The organism is Aeromonas sp. ASNIH7 (assembly GCF_002903485.1).
GTDB lineage: Bacteria > Pseudomonadota > Gammaproteobacteria > Enterobacterales > Aeromonadaceae > Aeromonas > Aeromonas caviae.
In genome coordinates this window covers 4,321,115-4,340,222 of the sequence record NZ_CP026226.1, presented here as the reverse complement: position 1 = coordinate 4,340,222, position 19,108 = coordinate 4,321,115, and the positions used below count along the sequence as shown (strand labels likewise).

At 61.2% G+C, this 19,108-nt stretch carries 15 protein-coding genes; 8 read left to right on the top strand and 7 right to left on the bottom strand.

Features of this window, described 5'->3' with window-relative positions:
- The first annotated feature begins 62 nt into the window (after positions 1-62).
- The gene (locus C2U47_RS20310; RefSeq protein ID WP_010674582.1) at positions 63-1,562 is read left to right on the top strand and encodes an alanine/glycine:cation symporter family protein; all 1,500 of its coding nucleotides are present in this window, start codon (positions 63-65) and stop codon (positions 1,560-1,562) included.
- A gap of 67 nt (positions 1,563-1,629) precedes the next feature.
- Here C2U47_RS20310 and C2U47_RS20305 read toward each other — a convergent pair whose 3' ends face one another.
- A complete protein-coding gene (locus C2U47_RS20305) occupies positions 1,630-2,436 on the bottom strand; it encodes a crotonase/enoyl-CoA hydratase family protein (RefSeq protein ID WP_010674581.1) in 807 nt (268 codons plus the stop codon).
- Positions 2,437-2,594: 158 nt separating this feature from the next.
- Between C2U47_RS20305 and C2U47_RS20300 the strand changes: the two genes are divergently transcribed.
- From C2U47_RS20300 to C2U47_RS20280, 5 genes are all read left to right on the top strand, one after another.
- On the top strand, positions 2,595-4,382 hold the full coding sequence (locus C2U47_RS20300) for a putative nucleotidyltransferase substrate binding domain-containing protein (RefSeq protein ID WP_041211372.1): 1,788 nt from the start codon (positions 2,595-2,597) through the stop codon (positions 4,380-4,382).
- A 2-nt stretch (positions 4,383-4,384) separates the two neighbouring features.
- Positions 4,385-5,011 (top strand): 3'-5' exonuclease, encoded by a 627-nt coding sequence (locus tag C2U47_RS20295; protein ID WP_029314461.1) that lies wholly within the window; start codon positions 4,385-4,387, stop codon positions 5,009-5,011.
- Positions 5,012-5,118: 107 nt separating this feature from the next.
- Positions 5,119-5,430 (top strand): DUF485 domain-containing protein, encoded by a 312-nt coding sequence (locus C2U47_RS20290; RefSeq protein ID WP_010674578.1) that lies wholly within the window; start codon positions 5,119-5,121, stop codon positions 5,428-5,430.
- Entirely contained in the window at positions 5,427-7,082 is a 1,656-nt protein-coding gene (locus C2U47_RS20285; RefSeq protein WP_010674577.1) for a cation acetate symporter, read from the top strand. The genes C2U47_RS20290 and C2U47_RS20285 overlap by 4 nt, the downstream gene beginning before the upstream one ends.
- A 209-nt stretch (positions 7,083-7,291) precedes the next feature.
- Entirely contained in the window at positions 7,292-8,884 is a 1,593-nt protein-coding gene (locus C2U47_RS20280) for an ABC-F family ATPase (protein ID WP_010674576.1), read from the top strand.
- A gap of 201 nt (positions 8,885-9,085) precedes the next feature.
- Here C2U47_RS20280 and ppiD read toward each other — a convergent pair whose 3' ends face one another.
- The 6 genes from ppiD to tig form a co-directional block, all read right to left on the bottom strand.
- A complete protein-coding gene (gene ppiD / locus C2U47_RS20275; protein WP_010674575.1) occupies positions 9,086-10,999 on the bottom strand; it encodes a peptidylprolyl isomerase in 1,914 nt (637 codons plus the stop codon).
- 149 nt (positions 11,000-11,148) lie between these two features.
- Positions 11,149-11,421, bottom strand: coding sequence for a nucleoid-associated protein HU-beta (hupB, locus tag C2U47_RS20270; protein ID WP_005315375.1), 273 nt, complete (start codon positions 11,419-11,421; stop codon positions 11,149-11,151).
- A 240-nt stretch (positions 11,422-11,661) separates the two neighbouring features.
- Positions 11,662-14,016 (bottom strand): endopeptidase La, encoded by a 2,355-nt coding sequence (lon, locus tag C2U47_RS20265; RefSeq protein ID WP_010674574.1) that lies wholly within the window; start codon positions 14,014-14,016, stop codon positions 11,662-11,664.
- A gap of 139 nt (positions 14,017-14,155) precedes the next feature.
- Complete coding sequence (gene clpX, locus C2U47_RS20260) at positions 14,156-15,430, bottom strand: ATP-dependent protease ATP-binding subunit ClpX (protein ID WP_010674573.1); 1,275 nt, start codon at positions 15,428-15,430, stop codon at positions 14,156-14,158.
- A 70-nt stretch (positions 15,431-15,500) separates the two neighbouring features.
- Positions 15,501-16,124: an ATP-dependent Clp endopeptidase proteolytic subunit ClpP gene (clpP, locus tag C2U47_RS20255; RefSeq protein WP_005324106.1), complete on the bottom strand. Its 624-nt coding sequence runs from the start codon at positions 16,122-16,124 to the stop codon at positions 15,501-15,503.
- Positions 16,125-16,210: 86 nt separating this feature from the next.
- On the bottom strand, positions 16,211-17,521 hold the full coding sequence (tig, locus tag C2U47_RS20250; RefSeq protein ID WP_010674572.1) for a trigger factor: 1,311 nt from the start codon (positions 17,519-17,521) through the stop codon (positions 16,211-16,213).
- A 430-nt stretch (positions 17,522-17,951) separates the two neighbouring features.
- Here tig and C2U47_RS20240 point away from each other — a divergent pair, with 430 nt between their 5' ends.
- Both C2U47_RS20240 and yfbR read left to right on the top strand, forming a co-directional pair.
- The gene (locus tag C2U47_RS20240) at positions 17,952-18,386 is read left to right on the top strand and encodes a YccF domain-containing protein (protein WP_010674570.1); all 435 of its coding nucleotides are present in this window, start codon (positions 17,952-17,954) and stop codon (positions 18,384-18,386) included.
- Between the two features lie 84 nt (positions 18,387-18,470).
- Entirely contained in the window at positions 18,471-19,061 is a 591-nt protein-coding gene (gene yfbR, locus C2U47_RS20235; protein WP_010674569.1) for a 5'-deoxynucleotidase, read from the top strand.
- Positions 19,062-19,108 lie beyond the last annotated feature (47 nt).

Here is a 19,108-nt window from a genome sequence, read left to right as displayed (position 1 = left end):
AATGTTAAGGGAGCGAGGCATATAGACCTCGCCAAGACAGCGCAACAAAGGAGTTGTTGTACATGAATGAGATCGTCAATGCCATCAATGGCGTGATTTGGAGCCCAGCGCTCATCTATCTGTGTCTGGGGGTAGGCCTCTACTTCTCCCTGCGCAGCCGTTTCCTGCAACTGCGCCACTTGAAAGGCATGATACGCCTGATGTTTCAGGGCAAGGGCAACGATGCCGGTGTCTCCTCCTTCCAGGCACTCTCCATGACCCTGGCCGGTCGCGTCGGTACCGGCAACATCGCCGGTGTGGCCACTGCCATCACCTTCGGCGGCCCGGGCGCCCTGTTCTGGATGTGGATGGTCGCCTTCCTTGGCGCCAGCTCCGCCTTCGTGGAGTCCACCCTGGGCCAGGTCTACAAGGAGAAGATCAACGGTGAATATCGCGGCGGTCCGGCCTTCTACATCGAGAAGGGCCTGGGCATGAAGTGGTATGCCTGGACCTTCGCCATCGCCACCATCTTCGCCTGCGGCGTGCTGCTGCCGGGCGTGCAGGCAAACTCCATCGGCTCCAGCCTGCAGACCGCCTTTGCCATCGACCCCAACGTGACCGCCGCCGGTCTGGCGCTGCTGCTCGGTTTCATCATCTTCGGCGGCGTCAAACGCATCGCCAATTTCGCCAGTACCGTGGTGCCCTTCATGGCGCTGGGTTACATCATCGTGGCCTGCGTCATCATCGCCCTGAACATCGGCCAACTGCCGGGCGTGATCCTGCTCATCTGGAAGAGTGCCTTCGGGATGGAAGCCGGCTTCGGCGCCATTCTGGGTCTGGCCATCATGTGGGGTGTCAAGCGCGGGGTCTACTCCAACGAAGCCGCCCAGGGGACTGGCCCCCACGCCTCCTCCGCCGCGGCGGTGAGCCACCCGGCCAAGCAGGGCCTGGTGCAGGCGTTCTCCGTCTATATCGACACCCTGTTCGTCTGCTCCGCCACCGGCTTCATGCTGCTCATCACTGGCCTGTACAACGTGCAGGGTCCGGACGGTGCCGCCCTCTACACCGGCATCGCCGGCATCGCGGCAGGCCCCGGCTATGTGCAGACCGCCATGGAGAGCATGATGCCAGGCTTTGGCAACTACTTCGTCGCCATCGCCCTGTTCTTCTTCGCCTTCACCACCATCGTGGCCTACTACTACATCGCCGAAACCAACATCGCTTTTGTCAACCGCAAGATTAACCGCCCCTGGCTCACCTTCCTGCTGAAGATTGCGCTGATGGCTGCCACCGTCTACGGCACCGTCAAGACCGCCGATCTGGCCTGGGGCCTGGGTGACATCGGGGTCGGCCTGATGGCCTGGCTCAACATCGGTGCCATCCTGATGCTGCAAAAGCCGGCTTTCGCCTGTCTGAAAGACTACGAGGCACAGCTGGCCAAGGGTCTGGATCCCGTGTTCCACCCGGAAAAGCTCGGCATCAAGAACGCGGACTACTGGATTGAAAACCGCGCCGAAGTAAACCTGATGCGCGAGCAAACCGGCCACCCCTTCGAGGCGGACCCGGATACCGTTGCCAAGTAATCAGACGGCACAATGCAAAATGGCAGCTTCGGCTGCCATTTTCATTTGTGTTGGATGGGTGAGGGGTTCAAAGCGCGTTGCGGCGCGGTCCGAATGGCAGGCGCCAGCGAAACAGGCTGTTGAGGGTCGCCCGCCACTGGTTGGGGCGCCCCAGGATCTGCCTCTGCAACCGGGTCTCTTCCTTGAGCATGGCCTCGTCACTGCGAGCCCAGGCCTGGGTGTAGAGCTGCTTGATCCCCGCCAGCGCATCCGGCGACTTGGTGATCAGGGTCCGGGCAAAGGCCCGCGCCTCTTCCAGGGGATCCGCGCACACCCGGCTCACCAGGCCGAGGGACTTGGCTTCGCTGGCTTCCAGCTCGCGCCCGCTCATGGCAAGCTCCATGGCGGTATCCATCCCCATCAGGTTGCGCAGGGTGACGCTGCCGCTCATGTCGGGGATGATGCCCCACTTGATCTCCATCACCGAGAAGCGGCAATCCGGGGTGCTGAAGCGAAAATCGGCGCCGAGCGCTATTTGCAGGCCGCCGCCAAAACAGACCCCCTGGGTCACCGCAATCACGGGCACCGGCAGTTGATGCCAGCCATAGGCCACCCGCTGGGCCAGGTTGGTCGCCTCGTCCGCCTCGCGCTTGAGGATCTCCAGCGCCGCCACAGGCTGCCTCAGCATGGATTTCACATCCAGCCCGGCGCAGAACGCCCGCCCCTCCCCGTGCAGGATCACGGCCCGCAGCCCTTTTTGCCGGGATAGCGCGTTCAGCGTCTCGTCGATGGCGTCGAACATGGCCCGATCCAGCGCGTTGAGCTTGTCCCCCCGGCAGAGCATCACCTCGGCGATCCCCTCCTGAAACACCCATTTGACCCTTGGCTTTTCCATCTCCGTCTTCGTCCTTTTGATTCAACTGGTCATACCACAACGTTACCAGAGTGTTATGGGCAGGTACAGGGAGGCCGCCCCGGGCCTGCGACTAAAGTCGGCTGGCCCGGTGGTAGAGCCTTTGTCAGACTGGCCCCATGGTCACGGTGGAGCCTCTCATGTCACTTCTGTTCAATTTTGCCCGTCCACCGTTCGACGGCCTGGACGAGGAGGCACGCCAGCGGCTCGGTCAGCACCTCAGCATCTGCTACTTTCGCGCGGGCCAGACGGTGCAGCACGCCGGGGAGGAGCCCGCCGGGCTCTACCTCATCATCAAGGGGGCCGTGGAAGAGTCTGCCCCCCATCAATCCTTTGGCGACTATGGCGAGGGGGACATGTTCGACGTCCGTGCCCAGTTTGACGGGCACTGCCGCCACCGTTTCGCCGCCCTGGAAGATACCCTCTGCCAGCTCATTCCCCGCCCCGTCTTTCTGGCCCTGTGCGACGCGCACCCCCATATCGCCCGCTACTTCACCGCCACCCTGGCGGAGCGCCAGCGGGAGCAGGAGCGGCGCAGCCAGCTCGGGCAGCAGAACCTGGCGGAGTTCATCCTGACCCGCATCGCTCCCGACCATCTGCAGGCGCCGCTCATCGTGGAAAGCAGCCTCTCGCTCCTGGCCGCCACCGAGGCCATGGTGGCCAGGGGCACCGACTGCCTGCTCTATCCCGGAGCAGACGGCAGCCTGAGCCTGGCCACCCGCAAGACCCTGCTCCACGCCCTCACCCTCAAGGGATTGCCGCTCAGTGCGCCGCTGGCGGTGCTGACCCCCACCCCGCTGACGGGTCTGCCACTGGGGAGCTATCTGTTCGATGCCCTGCTGCTGATGACCCGCCACCGCATCAAGCGCCTGGTCATCTGGCAGGGGCAGGAGGTGGCAGGCATCCTGCATTTGACCCAGGTGCTCGGGCTCTTCTCCACCCACTCCCATGTGTTGACCCTGCGCATCGCCCGCGCCGACTCCCCGGCCGCCCTCGAGGCGGTCGCCCGGGAGCAGCAGCAGCTCATTCGCTCCCTGTTTGCCCAGGGGATCCACACCCTGTTCCTGATGAAGCTCATCGCCACCATCAACGAGCAGTTGATCGCCAAGGCCTTTTCCCTGGTGATCCCCGCGGCGCAGCAAGAGCAGGTGTGCCTGCTGATGCTGGGGTCGGAGGGGCGTGGCGAACAGATCCAGAAAACCGATCAGGACAATGCCCTGATCCTGCCGGATGGCCTGCCGTGGCCCACCCAGTCGGCGGATCTGGCCGCCTTCAGCGCCCTGCTGGCGCGCCTGGGTTATCCCCCTTGCCCGGGCAGGGTGATGGTCAACAACCCGGCCTGGGTGAAGCCGCTTGGCGGCTGGCTGCAAGGGATAGAGCAGGCCTGTGTGCGCGCCAGCGAAGCGGATCTGCTCTGGCTCGCCACCCTGGCAGATGCCCAGGCCATCACGGGAGATCGCGCCCGGCTCGCCCCCGTCGCCCGTCACCTGCGGGCCTGCCTCGCCGACCGGCCGGATCTGCTGGCGGAGATGGCAAGGGCCGCCGTCGCCTTTCACGCCCCCCTCACCCTCTTTGGCAGGCTGGAGCAAGCCCCGGAGGGGCTGGATCTCAAGCGGGGCGGCCTCTTCCCTCTGGTCCACGGCGTCCGGGTACTCTCCCTGGAGGCGGGGATCCTGGAGACCTCGACCACGGGGCGCATCGAGGCCCTGGTGGGCCAGGGACGCCTCAGCCGGGACTATGGCACCAATCTGGCGGAGGCCTTCCGGCTGTTCATGCGGCTTCGGCTGCGCAGCCAGTTGCAGGAGGGAGACGGACGGGTGCGGGTGGCCGACCTCGGCCCCGCAGAGCGGGATCTGCTGCGCCATGCCCTGCACCAGGTGAAGAAGTTCCAGCAATGGCTCACCTTGCACTTTCGTCTTAGGCAATAGCGATGTGGATGCACTGGCGCCGCCGCTGGCTTGGCAGGACGTTTCGGGAGGGGGAGTTTGCCCCGCTCTTTGCCCGCCCTGCTGGCGACGAGTGGGTGGCGCTGGACTTCGAGACCACCAGCCTGGATCCGGCGCTGGCGGAGATCGTCTCCATCGGGGCGGTGCGCATCCGGGGCAACCGGATAGAGACGGGCGATGCCCTTGCCATCCGGGTCCAGGCTCCCGCCAGCCTGAGCGCCGGGTCCGTGGTGATCCACGGCCTGCGCCATCAGGATCTGCAACAGGGAATGGCACTGGAGCCCGCGCTGCGCGCGCTGCTGGAGTTCATCGGCCCCCGTGAGCTGGTGGGGTATCACATCGCCTATGACCTGCGCATTCTCAACCTCGCCTGCCAACGGCTGTGGGGGCTCACCCTGCCCCAGCGCGGCATCGAGGTGAGCCGCCTCTATCACGATCACCTCTATCGCCGCTATCCCGACGCCGCCATCGATCTGCACCTGGCCGCGATCTGTCGCCATCTGGCGCTGCCAGCCCTGCCCCCCCACGACGCCCTGAGCGATGCTGTCACCGCCGCCCTTGTCTTTGTACGCCTGCATCAGGGCGGCCCGCTGGCTTATCCCAAAGTCTAATTGTTCGGAAATAACATTTAATTCACATTTTGCTTACATGGACAGCCGTGCTGTCCGGTAGGGAACCCCTCATCCACCGCTGACATTCACTGTCATGGAGAACTGCAATGGAACAGCAACCGTATCTTCGGATCCAGCAAGATCCCAACTTCCAGACACTGGTCGCCAAACGCCAGCGTTTTGCCTGGACCCTCTCCATCCTGATGCTGGGGCTCTACCTGGCGTTCATCCTGCTCATCGCCTTTGCACCGGGCTGGCTTGGCACCCCCTTGAGCGAAGGCTCCAGCATCACCCGTGGCATCCCGGTCGGGATTGGTCTCATCGTATCGGCCTTCGTGCTGACCGGTATCTACGTATTTCGTGCCAACGGCGAGTTCGACGAACTGAACCAGAAGATCCTCAAGGGAGCGCAATCATGAAAGGCAAGTTTCTGCTGCCGCTGGCAGGTCTGATCTCCACCCCCTTGCTGGCGGCCGACGCCATCAGCGGCGAGGTGCAACGCCAACCCCTCAATATCTCGGCCATCGTGATGTTCGTGATCTTCGTGGCCGCGACCCTGTTCATCACCTACTGGGCCTCCAAGCGCAACCGCTCGGCTTCCGACTACTACGCCGCCGGCGGGCGCATCACCGGCTTCCAAAACGGTCTGGCCATCGCCGGTGACTACATGTCCGCCGCCTCCTTCCTCGGCATCTCTGCCCTGGTCTACACCTCGGGCTACGACGGTCTCATCTACTCCATCGGCTTCCTGGTGGGCTGGCCCATCATCCTGTTCCTGATCGCGGAGCGGCTGCGCAACCTCGGCAAGTACACCTTTGCCGACGTGGCCTCCTACCGCCTCAAGCAGACCTCGGTGCGCAGCCTCTCCGCCAGCGGCTCCCTGGTGGTGGTCGCCCTCTACCTCATCGCCCAGATGGTCGGTGCCGGCAAGCTCATCGAGCTGCTGTTCGGCCTCCAATACCATGTGGCCGTGGTGCTGGTCGGCATCCTGATGGTGCTCTACGTGCTGTTCGGCGGCATGCTGGCCACCACCTGGGTACAGATCATCAAGGCGGTGATGCTGCTCTCCGGTGCCTCCTTCATGGCCATCATGGTGATGAAGTCCGTCAACTTCGACGTCGGTACCCTGTTCAGCGAAGCGGTCAAGGTGCATGCCAATGGTGCGGCCATCATGAGCCCGGGCGGCCTAGTCGCCGACCCCATCTCCGCCATCTCCCTTGGGCTGGCCCTGATGTTCGGTACCGCCGGTCTGCCCCACATCCTGATGCGCTTCTTTACCGTGAGCGATGCCAAGGAAGCCCGTAAATCGGTGTTCTATGCCACCGGCTTCATCGGCTACTTCTACATCCTCACCTTCATCATCGGCTTTGGCGCCATCCTGCTGGTCAGCACCAACCCGGACTTCAAGGACGCCACCGGCGCCCTGCTGGGGGGCACCAACATGGCGGCCGTCCATCTGGCCGACGCCGTGGGTGGCAGCCTGTTCCTGGGCTTCATCTCCGCCGTGGCGTTTGCCACCATACTGGCGGTCGTGGCCGGGCTGACCCTGGCGGGGGCCTCAGCGGTCTCTCACGACCTCTATGCCTGCGTCATCAAGGAAGGCAAGGCCAACGAGGCCGACGAGCTGCGTGTCTCCAAGATGACCACCCTGGTGCTGGGTGTGGTCGCCATCGGCCTTGGCATCCTGTTCGAGAAGCAGAACATCGCCTTCATGGTGGGCCTGGCCTTCTCCATCGCGGCGAGCTGCAACTTCCCGGTGCTCTTCCTCTCCATGTTCTGGTCCCGCCTGACCACTCGTGGCGCCGTCTATGGCGGCTGGCTCGGTCTCATCAGCGCCGTGACCCTGATGATCCTGGGCCCCACCGTCTGGGTGAAGGTGCTGGGTCATGCCCAGGCCATCTTCCCCTACGAATACCCGGCGCTCTTCTCCATGGGGCTGGCCTTCATCGGGATCTGGTTCTTCTCGGTCACCGACAAGTCCCAGGCAGCCTCCGACGAGCATGCGAAGTTCTTCCCGCAGTTCGTCCGCTCCCAGACCGGGCTCGGTGCCTCCGGCGCCTCCGCCCACTAAGTGGCATCCCACGCATCCAAGCCGGCCCAGTGCCGGCTTTTTTCATGACCGCCCCCTCGCCTCCCCTCTGCAAGAGAGGCCGGAGCCCGTTGCCGGCCTGGTCGTGAAATCTTCCCCCCTGCAATGGGGCCAGATCACAGTTCCTGCTAAAACTTTCGGGGATCTGTGCCATAATGCGCGCCATTTGACAGACCAACCGGGACATTCCAGTGCTTTCAAGCAACAACATCACCATGCAGTTCGGCGCCAAGCCGCTGTTTGAGAACATCAGCGTCAAGTTTGGCGGCGGCAACCGCTACGGCCTCATCGGTGCCAACGGCTGTGGCAAGTCCACCTTCATGAAGATCCTCGGCGGCGATCTCGAACCCACCGGCGGCAATGTGAGCCTGGATGTCAACGAGCGCATCGGTAAGCTGCGCCAGGATCAGTTCGCCTACGAAGAGATGCGCGTACTGGACGTGGTCATGATGGGCCACACCGAGCTGTGGGCCGCCATCGCCGAACGCGATGCCATCTACGCCAACCTGGAGGCCACCGACGACGACTACATGAAGGCCGCCGAGCTGGAAGGCCTGGTCGCCGAATATGATGGCTACACCGCCGAATCCCGCGCAGGCGAACTGCTGCTGGGTGCCGGTATTCCCATCGAGCAGCACAACGGCCCGATGAGCGAAGTGGCCCCGGGCTGGAAACTGCGGGTACTGCTGGCGCAGGCGCTCTTCTCCAACCCCGACATCCTGTTGCTGGACGAACCGACCAACAACCTGGACATCAACACCATTCGCTGGCTGGAGCAGGTGCTCAACGATCGTGAAAGCACCATGATCATCATCTCTCACGACCGTCACTTCCTGAACTCCGTCTGCACCCACATGGCGGATCTGGACTACGGCGAGCTGCGGGTCTACCCGGGCAACTACGACGAGTACATGCTGGCTGCCACCCAGGCCCGCGAGCGCCTGCTGGCCGACAACGCCAAGAAGAAGGCCCAGATCGCCGATCTGCAATCCTTCGTCTCCCGCTTCAGCGCCAACGCCTCCAAGTCCAGCCAGGCTACCTCCCGCCTCAAGCAGATCGACAAGATCAAGATTGAGGAAGTGAAGGTATCCAGCCGTCAGAACCCCTTCATCCGCTTCGAGCAGGACAAGAAGCTCTACCGCAACATCCTGGAGATCGAAGGCGTCTCCAAGGGTTATGGCGACGGTCCCCTGTTCAAGGGGCTCAACATGATGCTGGAAGTGGGCGAGAAGGTCGCCATCCTGGGTACCAACGGGATCGGTAAGTCCACCCTGATCAAGACGCTGGTCGGTGCCCTGGCACCGGATACCGGCACCATCAAGTGGTCCGAGAACGCCCAGATCGGCTACTACGCCCAGGATCACGCCGAAGACTTCGACACCGATCTCAATGTGTTCGACTGGATGGCCCAGTGGAAGCAGGAGAACGAAGACGAGCAGGCGGTGCGCTCCGTGCTGGGTCGTCTGCTCTTCTCCCAGGACGACATCAAGAAGCCGGTCAAGGTGCTCTCCGGTGGTGAACAGGGCCGGATGCTGTTCGGCAAGCTGATGATGCAGCGCCCCAACATCCTGATCATGGATGAACCGACCAACCACCTGGACATGGAATCCATCGAATCCTTGAACCTGGCGCTGGAGATGTACAAGGGCACCCTGATCTTCGTCTCCCACGACCGCGAGTTCGTCTCCTCCCTGGCGACCCGCATCCTGGAGCTGACCGAAGACGGCATCCGCGACTTCGGCGGCACCTACGAGGATTACCTGCGCACCCAGGGTGTGGTGTAATCCCCCGCCTTCAAGCAAAGTGATCAGAACCGGCGCCTCGTGCGCCGGTTTTTTTATGCCTGCTGGCAACGCCGAGCGGGATGCAAACTAGGACGACGTATCCCCCCTGCGAGCGGGCAGCAGCTCTCCCTTGTGCCGCGTGCAGATAAAAAAACGGCTCCATCATGGAGCCGTTTTCACACTTGGGGCCGTGAGGCTGACTTACTCGACAGTGGCTTCCACGTCGGTGAAGTATTCGATCTTGGCCGCCTTGCGCAGCTCGTCGATCAGCGACTTGTAGTCGGCCTGTGCCTTGCCCTGACCCAGCTGACCTTGCAGCAGGCTCACCATCTGGGACGGCTCCTTGATGACGTTGACCTTGTCCAGCGCCACCACCACACGATCACCGTTGGCTTCGGTCACCAGCTCGACGCTCGGCTTGCCATCGGTCGGATGGGGCATGCGGAACGCCTGGGTCACCAGGTTCTGATCCATCTCCTGGGCGAAACGGGATACGCCGGTATGGGTATCCACTTTCAGACCCAGCGCGGTCAGGTCGGCCTGAACGTTCTGACCGGCCTTGAGCTTGTCCAGCAGACCCTGGGCCTTGCCACGGGCCACTTCACTGGCCTTGTCGTGCTTGATGGCGGTGATCACCTGCTCTTTCACCTCGGCAAGCGGCTTGGCCGCCTTCGGCTGGTGACCCATGATGTGCAGCACCAGCGCCTTGCCGTCAGCCAGCTCGATCACGTCGGAGTTGGTGTTGTCATCGCGCAGCTGTTCGGAGAATGCCACGGAGAGCACCTTGGGATCATTGAGCGGTGCCGGCGCATCGGCCTGGCTGAAATAGCCGGTGGACTGCACCTGGAGACCCATAGCTTCGGCGGTCAAGTCCAGGGAGTCCGGGTTCTCGAAGCTGCTGTCGGCCATCTTCTGCTGCTCGGCGAAGAACTGCTCCTTGGCCTTCTCAGATTGCAGACGGGCGATGGTATCGCTCATCACGTCCACGAAGGGCTTGGTCTTGGCAGGCTCGACTCCCAGCAGCTTGATGATGTGGAAGCCGAACGGGCTCTTCACCACGGCGGAGAGATCGCCAGCCTTGGCCAGCGCGAACGCGGCTTTCTCGAAGGCAGGATCCATCACCCCTTTCTCGAACCAGTCGAGCTCCCCGCCCTTCTTCGCAGAGAAGGTATCGGAGGAGTCGGCCTTGGCCAGCGCGGCGAAATCGTCACCTGCCTTGGCCTTGGCCAGCACGGCCTCGGCTTTCTGCTCGGCGGCCTTTTCATCCTTGCCAAACGGGATCAGGATGTGCGCCACCTGACGGCGCTCGGGACGCTGGAACAGATCCTGATGCTGGTCGTAGTAATCCTGGGCATCCTGCTCGGTGACCTTGATGTTCTTGCCAAGGTTCGCGGCATCGAGCAGCAGATAGTCGACCTTGACCGTCTCGTCGTTCATGAAGCGAGCGCTGTTGGCCTTGTAGAACTGCTCCACCTCGGCATCGCTCACCTCGATCCCGTCCACATAGGCGGAAGCGGCCAGACGGATCAGGCGCAGGTCACGGGTCTGGTTGTAGAGACGATCCAGTTGCTCGGCTTCACCCTTGAGGGCGAACTCCGATCCCAGCACGGCGCCCATCAATTGCTGGCGCACCATGTCCTGGCGCAGGGAGTCGCGGAACATCTCGGGGGTCATGCCGGCACGGCGAATGAGCTGCAGGTAGCGGTCATTGCTGAACTTGCCGTTCTCGGCAAACTCGGGCATGGCGACGATGGCCTGCTTGATCTGCTCATCGCTGACGCGCAGACCCAGGGAGCGGGCCTTGTCATCGATCAGCGCCTGATCGATCAGACGGTCCAGCACGCCACGGCGGAACTGTTTCATGTAATCGGGATTGGCGGCCAGCTGGTTGAAGGCCTCACCCATTTGGGATTCCATACGGGCCCGCTCATTGCGGTAGGCATTCTCCAGTGCGGGGGCACTGATGTCATTGCCGTTGACGGTGGCGGGGGCGGTACGTGCCGGGCCATTGAGGTAGCTGCCTACCCCGGCCAAGGCAAAGGAGAGGATGATCAGGCCCAAGATAACCTTGGCTACCTTGCCCTGCGCCCCTTCGCGTAGTTTATCCAACATCATGTTTGTACTTATGCTCCCGAACTCGATGGGCGTAAATAATGAAAAGGCGCACCGATTGCGATGCGCCTTGGTCAAGCAGTATGAGGGAGAGCCCTCTCACTTGTCTGGTCAGAGACCAAGGACGGTGCCGATAGATATCAGCGACCGGCTTAGTTGACCGCGTCTTTCAGGGCCTTGCCGGCTTTGAAGGCAGGAACTTTACCGGCAGCGATTTCGATGGTCGCACCAGTTTGCGGGTTGCGGCCGGAACGGGCTGCACGCTCGCGAACGGCGAAAGTACCGAAACCAACCAGAGCAACCTGGTCACCCTCTTTCAGGGCTTCGCCCACGGCATCGATGAAGGCATCCAGCGCACGGCCAGCGGCAGCTTTGGAGATATCAGCACCGTCTGCAATCTTGTCAATCAGTTGAGATTTATTCACTCTTATATTCCCCTTTTATCGAACATCGCTGCGGCGCTGATTTCCCTGGCCACAACAAGTGGAGGTTTTATAACAAGCCTCCTGATCAGTTGCAAGTGACAATCTGGCGCAAACCCGCGCCACATCACGCATTGCGACTCATCATGAGTACCCGATCGGTGGTCAAGGCTACTTCCGTTGTCCGGTGCATGCAAGCCTTAACCACCCCCCGAATGCGCCAAATTTGCGGCGCATCAACATTTACACGACAGAAACGCGTTCGAAACCTTGCGGATTGTCCTGCAACGCCAGTGCAAGCACCTCATCAATCCAGCGAACCGGATAGATTTCAAGATCTTGTTTGACGTTGGCCGGGATCTCCTCGAGGTCACGTTCGTTCTCTTTCGGGATCAGCACACGCTTGATGCCACCACGGTGGGCCGCCAGCAGTTTCTCCTTGAGACCACCGATGGGCAGCACCTCGCCACGCAGGGTGATTTCACCCGTCATGGCCACGTCGGCACGCACCGGGTTGCCGGTGAGGCTGGAGACCAGGGCGGTACACATGGCGATACCGGCGCTCGGGCCGTCTTTCGGGGTCGCCCCTTCCGGCACGTGCACGTGGATGTCGCGCTTCTCGTAGAAGTCGCCGTTGATACGCAGCTTCTCGGCACGGGCCCGCACCACCGTCATGGCCGCCTGGATGGACTCCTGCATCACGTCACCGAGGGAACCGGTGTAAGTGAGCTTGCCCTTGCCCGGCATGTTGGTGGTCTCGATGGTGAGCAGATCGCCCCCCACTTCGGTCCACGCCAGCCCGCACACCTGACCAATCTGGTTCTGGTCGGTGGCCTTGCCATAGTCAAAGCGCTGTACCCCCAGGAACTCCTTGAGGTTCTCCTGGTTGACCTGAACATGCTTGATGCTCTTGTCCAGCAGGATGCGTTTGACTGCCTTGCGACAGATTTTGGAGATTTCACGCTCCAGGCTGCGCACACCCGCCTCGCGGGTGTAGTAGCGAATCACCCCGATCAGCGCCGAATCCTCAATGGTGATCTCGGATGGCTTCAGGCCGTTGCGCTGGATCTGCTTGGCCACCAGGTGCTGCTTGGCAATGTTGAGCTTCTCGTCCTCGGTGTAACCGGACAGACGGATCACTTCCATCCGGTCCAGCAGCGGACCCGGTATGTTCATGGAGTTGGAGGTGGCCACGAACATCACGTCCGACAGGTCATAATCCACTTCCAGATAGTGATCGTTGAAGCTGCTGTTCTGCTCGGGATCCAGCACCTCCAGCAGGGCGGAAGCGGGATCGCCACGCATGTCCGAGCTCATCTTGTCGATTTCGTCGAGCAGGAACAGCGGGTTCTTCACGCCGACTTTCGCCATCTTCTGGATGAGCTTGCCGGGCATGGAGCCGATGTAGGTACGGCGGTGACCACGGATCTCCGCCTCGTCACGCACCCCACCCAGGGCCATGCGCACATACTTGCGGCCGGTGGCCTTAGCGATGGACTGGCCCAGGGAAGTCTTGCCCACCCCGGGAGGCCCGACCAGGCAGAGGATGGGGCCCTTAAGCTTGTTCACACGCGCCTGCACTGCCAGGTATTCGAGGATGCGATCCTTGACCTTGTCCAGGCCATAGTGATCCGCATCCAGCACCTCCTGGGCCTTGCCTAGGTCTTTCTTGACCTTGGAGCGGGCCTTCCAGGGCACCTGCACCATCCAGTCCACATAGCTGCGCACCACGGTGGCTTCCGCCGACATGGGGGACATCATCTTGAGCTTGGCGAGCTCGGCCTGGGCCTTCTCGCGGGCATCCTCCGGCATCCCGGCCTCTTCAATCTTGCGATTGAGGGCTTCGAATTCATCCGGGCTGTCTTCCAGCTCACCCAGCTCTTTCTGGATGGCCTTCATCTGCTCGTTGAGGTAATACTCCCGCTGGCTCTTCTCCATCTGCTTCTTGACCCGAGAGCGGATGCGTTTCTCGACCTGCAACAGGTCGATCTCCGACTCCATCATGGCCATCAGAAACTCGATGCGCTCGGACACGGAGGCGATTTCCAGCACCTTCTGCTTGTCTTCGAGCTTGAGCGGCATGTGGGCAGCCATGGTATCGGCCAGGCGCGCCGCATCGTCAATCGCCGAAATCGAGGTGAGTACCTCGGGCGGGATCTTCTTGTTGAGCTTGATGTAACCTTCGAACTGGCCGATGGCAGAGCGCACCAGCACGTCCTGATCCTTCTCCTCGATGGGGGCGGACGCGATGTACTGGGCCTCCCCGACAAAGAAGTCGCGATCGTCGATCATCCGCTCAAGGCGGGCACGCTGGCCCCCCTCCACCAGCACCTTGACGGTGCCGTCCGGCAGCTTGAGCATCTGCAGAATATTGGCCACTGTCCCGACGGAGAAAATTTCCTCCACCGTCGGTTCGTCAGTCGACGCATCCTTCTGGGCCACCAGCAGGACTTTCTTGTCCTGCTCCATGGCCGCTTCCAGACAGCGAATGGATTTTTCCCGCCCCACAAAGAGTGGAATGACCATGTGGGGATAGACCACCACGTCACGAAGAGGCAGGACGGGAATCTCGATGCGTTCTGAACGCTCTAGGTTCATATATGTCCTCTCGGCTTGTTATACCGTTGGCAAAGGCTTGGCTGAGTATATGGGGGCGCAAAGATGAGATTCAATCGCCTTGGCCGTAAAAAGCATGAAAGGGGCAAAAAGCCCCTTTATGTGATTAAAAATCAGACAGTTACTCTGAGGCTGCGGCCTGAGTCTCGGGATTGTCGTAGATCATCAGGGGCGCGGAGTCTCCCTTGATCACCGTCTCGTCGATCACCACCTTGCTGACCCCTTTCAGGGAGGGCAGGTCATACATGGTGTCGAGCAGTACGGCCTCGACAATGGAACGCAGACCCCGGGCACCGGTTTTGCGCTCCATGGCCTTGCGGGCAATGGCATTGAGCGCGTCGTCACGAAACTCCAGCTCCACCTCTTCCAGGGCGAACAGCGCGGCATACTGCTTGGTCAGCGCGTTTTTCGGCTCTTTCAGGATCTGGATGAGGGCAGCCTCGTCAAGCTCGGTCAGGGTCGCGACCACCGGCAGACGGCCGATGAACTCGGGGATGAGACCGTACTTGATGAGATCTTCCGGCTCCACCTTGGCAAAGTTCTCGCTCAGGGTTGCCTTGGCATTCTTGGATTTCACCTCGGCGCCAAAACCGATGCCGGTGCCCTTGACGGAGCGCTGCTCGATCACCTTGTCCAGCCCCGCGAAAGCACCACCACAGATGAAGAGGATCTTGGAGGTGTCGACCTGCAAAAACTCCTGCTGCGGGTGCTTGCGACCGCCCTGGGGCGGCACGGAGGCGATGGTGCCTTCGATCAGTTTCAGCAGTGCCTGCTGCACCCCTTCCCCGGAGACGTCGCGGGTGATGGAGGGGTTGTCCGACTTGCGGGAGATCTTGTCGATCTCGTCGATGTAGACGATGCCACGCTGGGCCTTCTCCACGTCGTAGTCGCACTTTTGCAGCAACTTCTGGATGATGTTCTCCACGTCCTCGCCCACATAACCGGCTTCGGTCAGGGTGGTAGCATCGGCCATGGTGAAGGGCACATCCAGCAGACGAGCCAGGGTCTCGGCCAGCAGAGTCTTGCCGCTGCCGGTGGGGCCAATCAGCAGGATGTTGGATTTGCCCAGCTCCACGCCACCGGACTCGCTGCCGCTGCGAAGACGCTTGTAGTGGTTGTAGACAGCCACTGCCAGCACCTTCTTGGCGTACTCCTGACCGATCACGTAGTCGTCCAGATGGGCGCGGATCTCATGAGGGGTCGGCAGCTCGCTACCATCGCGCTTGGGAGAGATCTCGCGGATCTCTTCGCGGATGATGTCGTTGCACAGCTCGACACACTCATCACATACGTAGACGGAAGGGCCAGCGATCAGCTTGCGCACTTCATGCTGGCTTTTGCCGCAGAAAGAGCAATACAGCAGCTTGTCGCCCTCACCCTTGCGTTTCTCTGTCATTCAGCGACCTCGTTTTATCAATAGAGGATGGATCGTCCTGCTGAGTTTACAACAGGACGGGGTACCCTGCTCAGCCGCGCTGGCTCAGGATGCCGTCAACCAGACCATAGGCAACGGCCTGCTCGGCGGACATGAAGTTGTCACGGTCGGTGTCGCGCTCGATGGTGGCCATGTCCTGACCGGTATGGAACGCCAGACGATCGTTCAGGGTATTCTTGATTTTCAGGATCTCCTGGGCATGGATCTGGATGTCAGAAGCCTGCCCCTGGAAGCCGCCCAGCGGCTGGTGGATCATCACTCGGGCATTGGGCAGGCAGAAACGCTTGCCCTTGGCGCCACCGGCCAGCAAGAAGGCCCCCATGGAGCAGGCCTGCCCCATGCAGACGGTGCTCACGTCCGGCTTGATGAACTGCATGGTGTCATAGATGGACATACCCGCAGTGACGGCGCCACCCGGCGAGTTGATGTAGATGCTGATGTCCTGATCCGGGTTCTCGGACTCCAGGAACAGCAGTTGGGCCACCACCAGGTTCGCCATGTGATCCTCGACCTGACCGGTCAGGAAGATCACCCGCTCTTTCAGCAGACGGGAATAGATGTCGTAGGAACGCTCCCCTTTCGCGGTTTGCTCTACCACCATCGGGATGAGCGCATTGCGTGGGGATTCAGTCACATCGTTATAGTTCTTGTACATAAGGCATTGTCCCTAAAATAAAATGGCCCGAGTGGAGATCACACGAGCCATTATACTTAACAGTTTTGACCTTAAGTCAAATGTTCTTAGGCAGCGGCACCGGACTTGTTGATCACTTCGTCGAAGGCAACTTCTTTCTCGGTGACTTGCGCCTTGGACAGGATCAGATCGATGGCTTGATCTTCAATGGCCAGGTTGCGCACGCCGTTCAGCATCTGCTCGTTCTGCTGATAGTACTCGATCACTTCTTTCGGATCTTCGTAGGCAGTGGCCATGGACTCGATGATGCTGGTCACACGGGCGTCGTCAGCCTTGATCTCGTTGGTGCGGATGACGTCACCCAGCAGCAGACCAACGCGGACACGGCGCTCGGCCTGGGCCTGGAACAGCTCGGCCGGCAGCTCGGGGGCGTTGCCGCCCTGGAAGCCACCGAAGCGCTGCAGAGCCTGCTGACGCAGGGTGTCGATTTCCTGGGCAACAGCAGCCTTCGGCAGATCGATCTGGTTGGCTTCAACCAGGCCGTTCAGTACCTGCTCTTTCACGCTGTTTTTCAGGGCCTGGGCCAGTTCGCGCTCCATGTTCTTGCGCACTTCAGCCTTCAGCTCTTCAACGCTGCCGCTCTCGATGCCGAAACGCTTGACGAACTCTTCGGTCAGCTCGGGCAGCACTTGCTCTTCAACCTTGTGCAGCTTGGAGGCAAACTTGGCAGCCTTGCCCTTCAGGGCTTCGGCGTGGTAGTCAGCCGGGAAAGTCACCTCGATGGTGAACTCGTCGCCCGCTTTCTTGCCCAGGATGGCGTCTTCGAAGCCCGGGATCATGCGGCCAGCGCCCAGTTCCAGGGTGAAGCCTTCAGCCTTGCCACCGTCGAACTCTTCACCGTCGATGGAACCGACGAAGTCCATGGTCACACGCATGCCGTTGGCGGCAGCCACAGCGGCTTCAGTCCAGGTGGCGTGCTGCTTGCGCAGGGTGTCGATCATGTTTTCCAGGTCGCTGTCCTTAACGGTGGCAACCGGCTTCTCGACCTTGATGCTCTCCAGACCGGCAACTTCGAACTCCGGATACACTTCGAAAGTGGCGGTGAACTCGAAATCCTGACCTTCTTTGATTTCTTTCGGATCCATGGTCGGGGCGCCAGCCGGGCTCAGTTTGTTCTCGATGATGGCCTTGATGAAGTTGTTCTGCATCATTTCATCGGCAACGCGGGCGTGAGCCATGGCACCGAACATCTTCTTGATGATGGCAACCGGAGCCTTGCCAGGACGGAAACCGTCGATGCGACGGGTTTTGGCCAGGCCATTCAATTCTTTGCGCACGGCGGCGTCAACGGTAGCGGCCGGTACAGTGATGGTAAGACGGCGTTCCAGACCCTGGGTTGTCTCTACAGAAACTTGCATTCTTTTACCTCGTTCAACTCAGCACTGCGTGCTGACCCTTTATTGCCCCCGGGCAAGCCCGGAGTCTTCCTGTTTATAAAGACAACGACTGTCTTTGTGATGAGAAAATATGACGCGACATTATAGCGGCGTGCAGTGGTCGCGTCGAGCCGCACATCCCCCATCCGGGGCACAGACAGCACAATTTGCGCAAGACTTTCTCCTATATGGGGAAGCCTTGCACCGAGTTCAAGCATTCCATCCGCAATAATTTGCACTGGCTCACTCTTTTTCACGGTAAACGGGCCATTTTGATCGCCATCCGCCGCCAATCGGGCACAAAAATGGCGTGCTGCGACCCAAATTGTCCACCTTCTCGCCTGTGCCATTGCGTCCCCCGGCCGGCCTCGCTATGGTGACAGCCAATTCACGTGCTGCTGGAGTCACCCACATGTCCTTTTTCCGCTTCTTGTTCAATCTGTTCTGGTTCGTGCTGGGAGGCGTCTTCATGGGGCTGGCCTGGTGGCTGGCGGGGCTGCTCTGCTTCGTCTCCCTCATCGGGATCCCCTGGGGACGCGCCTGCTTCGTCATCGGCACCTTCACCTTCTTCCCGTTTGGCAAGCAGGCGGTGAGCCGCAAGAGCATGACGGGCCAGAGCGACATCGGCACCGGCGCCCTGGGGCTGATTGGCAACATTCTCTGGTTTGTGCTCATCGGGGTCTGGCTGGCCATCGGCCACATTGCCTCGGCGCTGGCCTGTTTCGTCACCATCGTCGGCATCCCGTTCGGCATCCAGCACCTCAAGCTGGCCCTCATCAGCCTGGCCCCCATCGGCCAGATGATAGTGACCAACCACGAGGCCGAATCGGGTCGCTACATCCGCTGAGGGCCCATCTCAGGCTATCCTTGCGGGTGGAAAAAAGGGCAGACTAGGGTCTGCCCTTTTTCATTGCCCCATTCGAGGTCTTCCATGCTGCCCAGCCATTTTTTTGCCAACCTCGCCCGTATGCGCCTCATCTACCGCTGGCCCCTGATGCGCAACATCCAGCCCGAAAACATCGCCGAGCACAGCCTGCAGGTCGCCATGGTGGCCCACGCCCTCGGTCTTATCAGCAATCGCCTGTTCGGCGCTCAGGTGGATGCAGACCGGGCCGCCGTCATGGCCCTCTACCACGACAGCAGCGAGGTGCTGACCGGGGATCTGCCCACCCCGGTCAAGTACTTCAATCCCGAAATCGCCCGCGAATACAAGAAGATTGAGCTTGCCGCCGAGCAGCGCCTGCTGGGCATGTTGCCGCCTGAGCTGGTAGAGGACTTTCGCCCCCTGCTCGACTCCGGCGCCCAGGACGAGGCCCTCACCAGCCTGGTGAAGGATGCAGACACCCTCTGCGCCTACACCAAGTGTCTGGAGGAGCTGAGCGTCGGCAACCGGGAGTTCGAGCCCGCGCGAAAGCGCCTCGAGCAGATGCTGGACGCCAGGATGAACCCCGCCATGCGCTACTTCATCGATGTCTTCGTGGGGAGTTTTTCACTGCCTCTCGATGAGTTGAATGCCCATTGATGCCATTAACACGGCACCGGGCATCATCTCCTCCTGCGTATTGCCCC

Bases quoted from the DNA above. Each gene is read 5' to 3' on its own strand.
- C2U47_RS20310 (WP_010674582.1), top strand. From the start codon at position 63: ATGAATGAGATCGTCAATGCCATCAATGGCGTGATTTGGAGCCCAGCG.
- C2U47_RS20305 (WP_010674581.1), bottom strand. From the start codon at position 2,436: ATGGAAAAGCCAAGGGTCAAATGGGTGTTTCAGGAGGGGATCGCCGAG.
- C2U47_RS20300 (WP_041211372.1), top strand. From the start codon at position 2,595: ATGTCACTTCTGTTCAATTTTGCCCGTCCACCGTTCGACGGCCTGGAC.
- C2U47_RS20295 (WP_029314461.1), top strand. From the start codon at position 4,385: ATGTGGATGCACTGGCGCCGCCGCTGGCTTGGCAGGACGTTTCGGGAG.
- C2U47_RS20290 (WP_010674578.1), top strand. From the start codon at position 5,119: ATGGAACAGCAACCGTATCTTCGGATCCAGCAAGATCCCAACTTCCAG.
- C2U47_RS20285 (WP_010674577.1), top strand. From the start codon at position 5,427: ATGAAAGGCAAGTTTCTGCTGCCGCTGGCAGGTCTGATCTCCACCCCC.
- ppiD (WP_010674575.1), bottom strand. From the start codon at position 10,999: ATGATGTTGGATAAACTACGCGAAGGGGCGCAGGGCAAGGTAGCCAAG.
- lon (WP_010674574.1), bottom strand. From the start codon at position 14,016: ATGAACCTAGAGCGTTCAGAACGCATCGAGATTCCCGTCCTGCCTCTT.
- clpX (WP_010674573.1), bottom strand. From the start codon at position 15,430: ATGACAGAGAAACGCAAGGGTGAGGGCGACAAGCTGCTGTATTGCTCT.
- clpP (WP_005324106.1), bottom strand. From the start codon at position 16,124: ATGTACAAGAACTATAACGATGTGACTGAATCCCCACGCAATGCGCTC.
- tig (WP_010674572.1), bottom strand. From the start codon at position 17,521: ATGCAAGTTTCTGTAGAGACAACCCAGGGTCTGGAACGCCGTCTTACC.
- C2U47_RS20240 (WP_010674570.1), top strand. From the start codon at position 17,952: ATGTCCTTTTTCCGCTTCTTGTTCAATCTGTTCTGGTTCGTGCTGGGA.
- yfbR (WP_010674569.1), top strand. From the start codon at position 18,471: ATGCTGCCCAGCCATTTTTTTGCCAACCTCGCCCGTATGCGCCTCATC.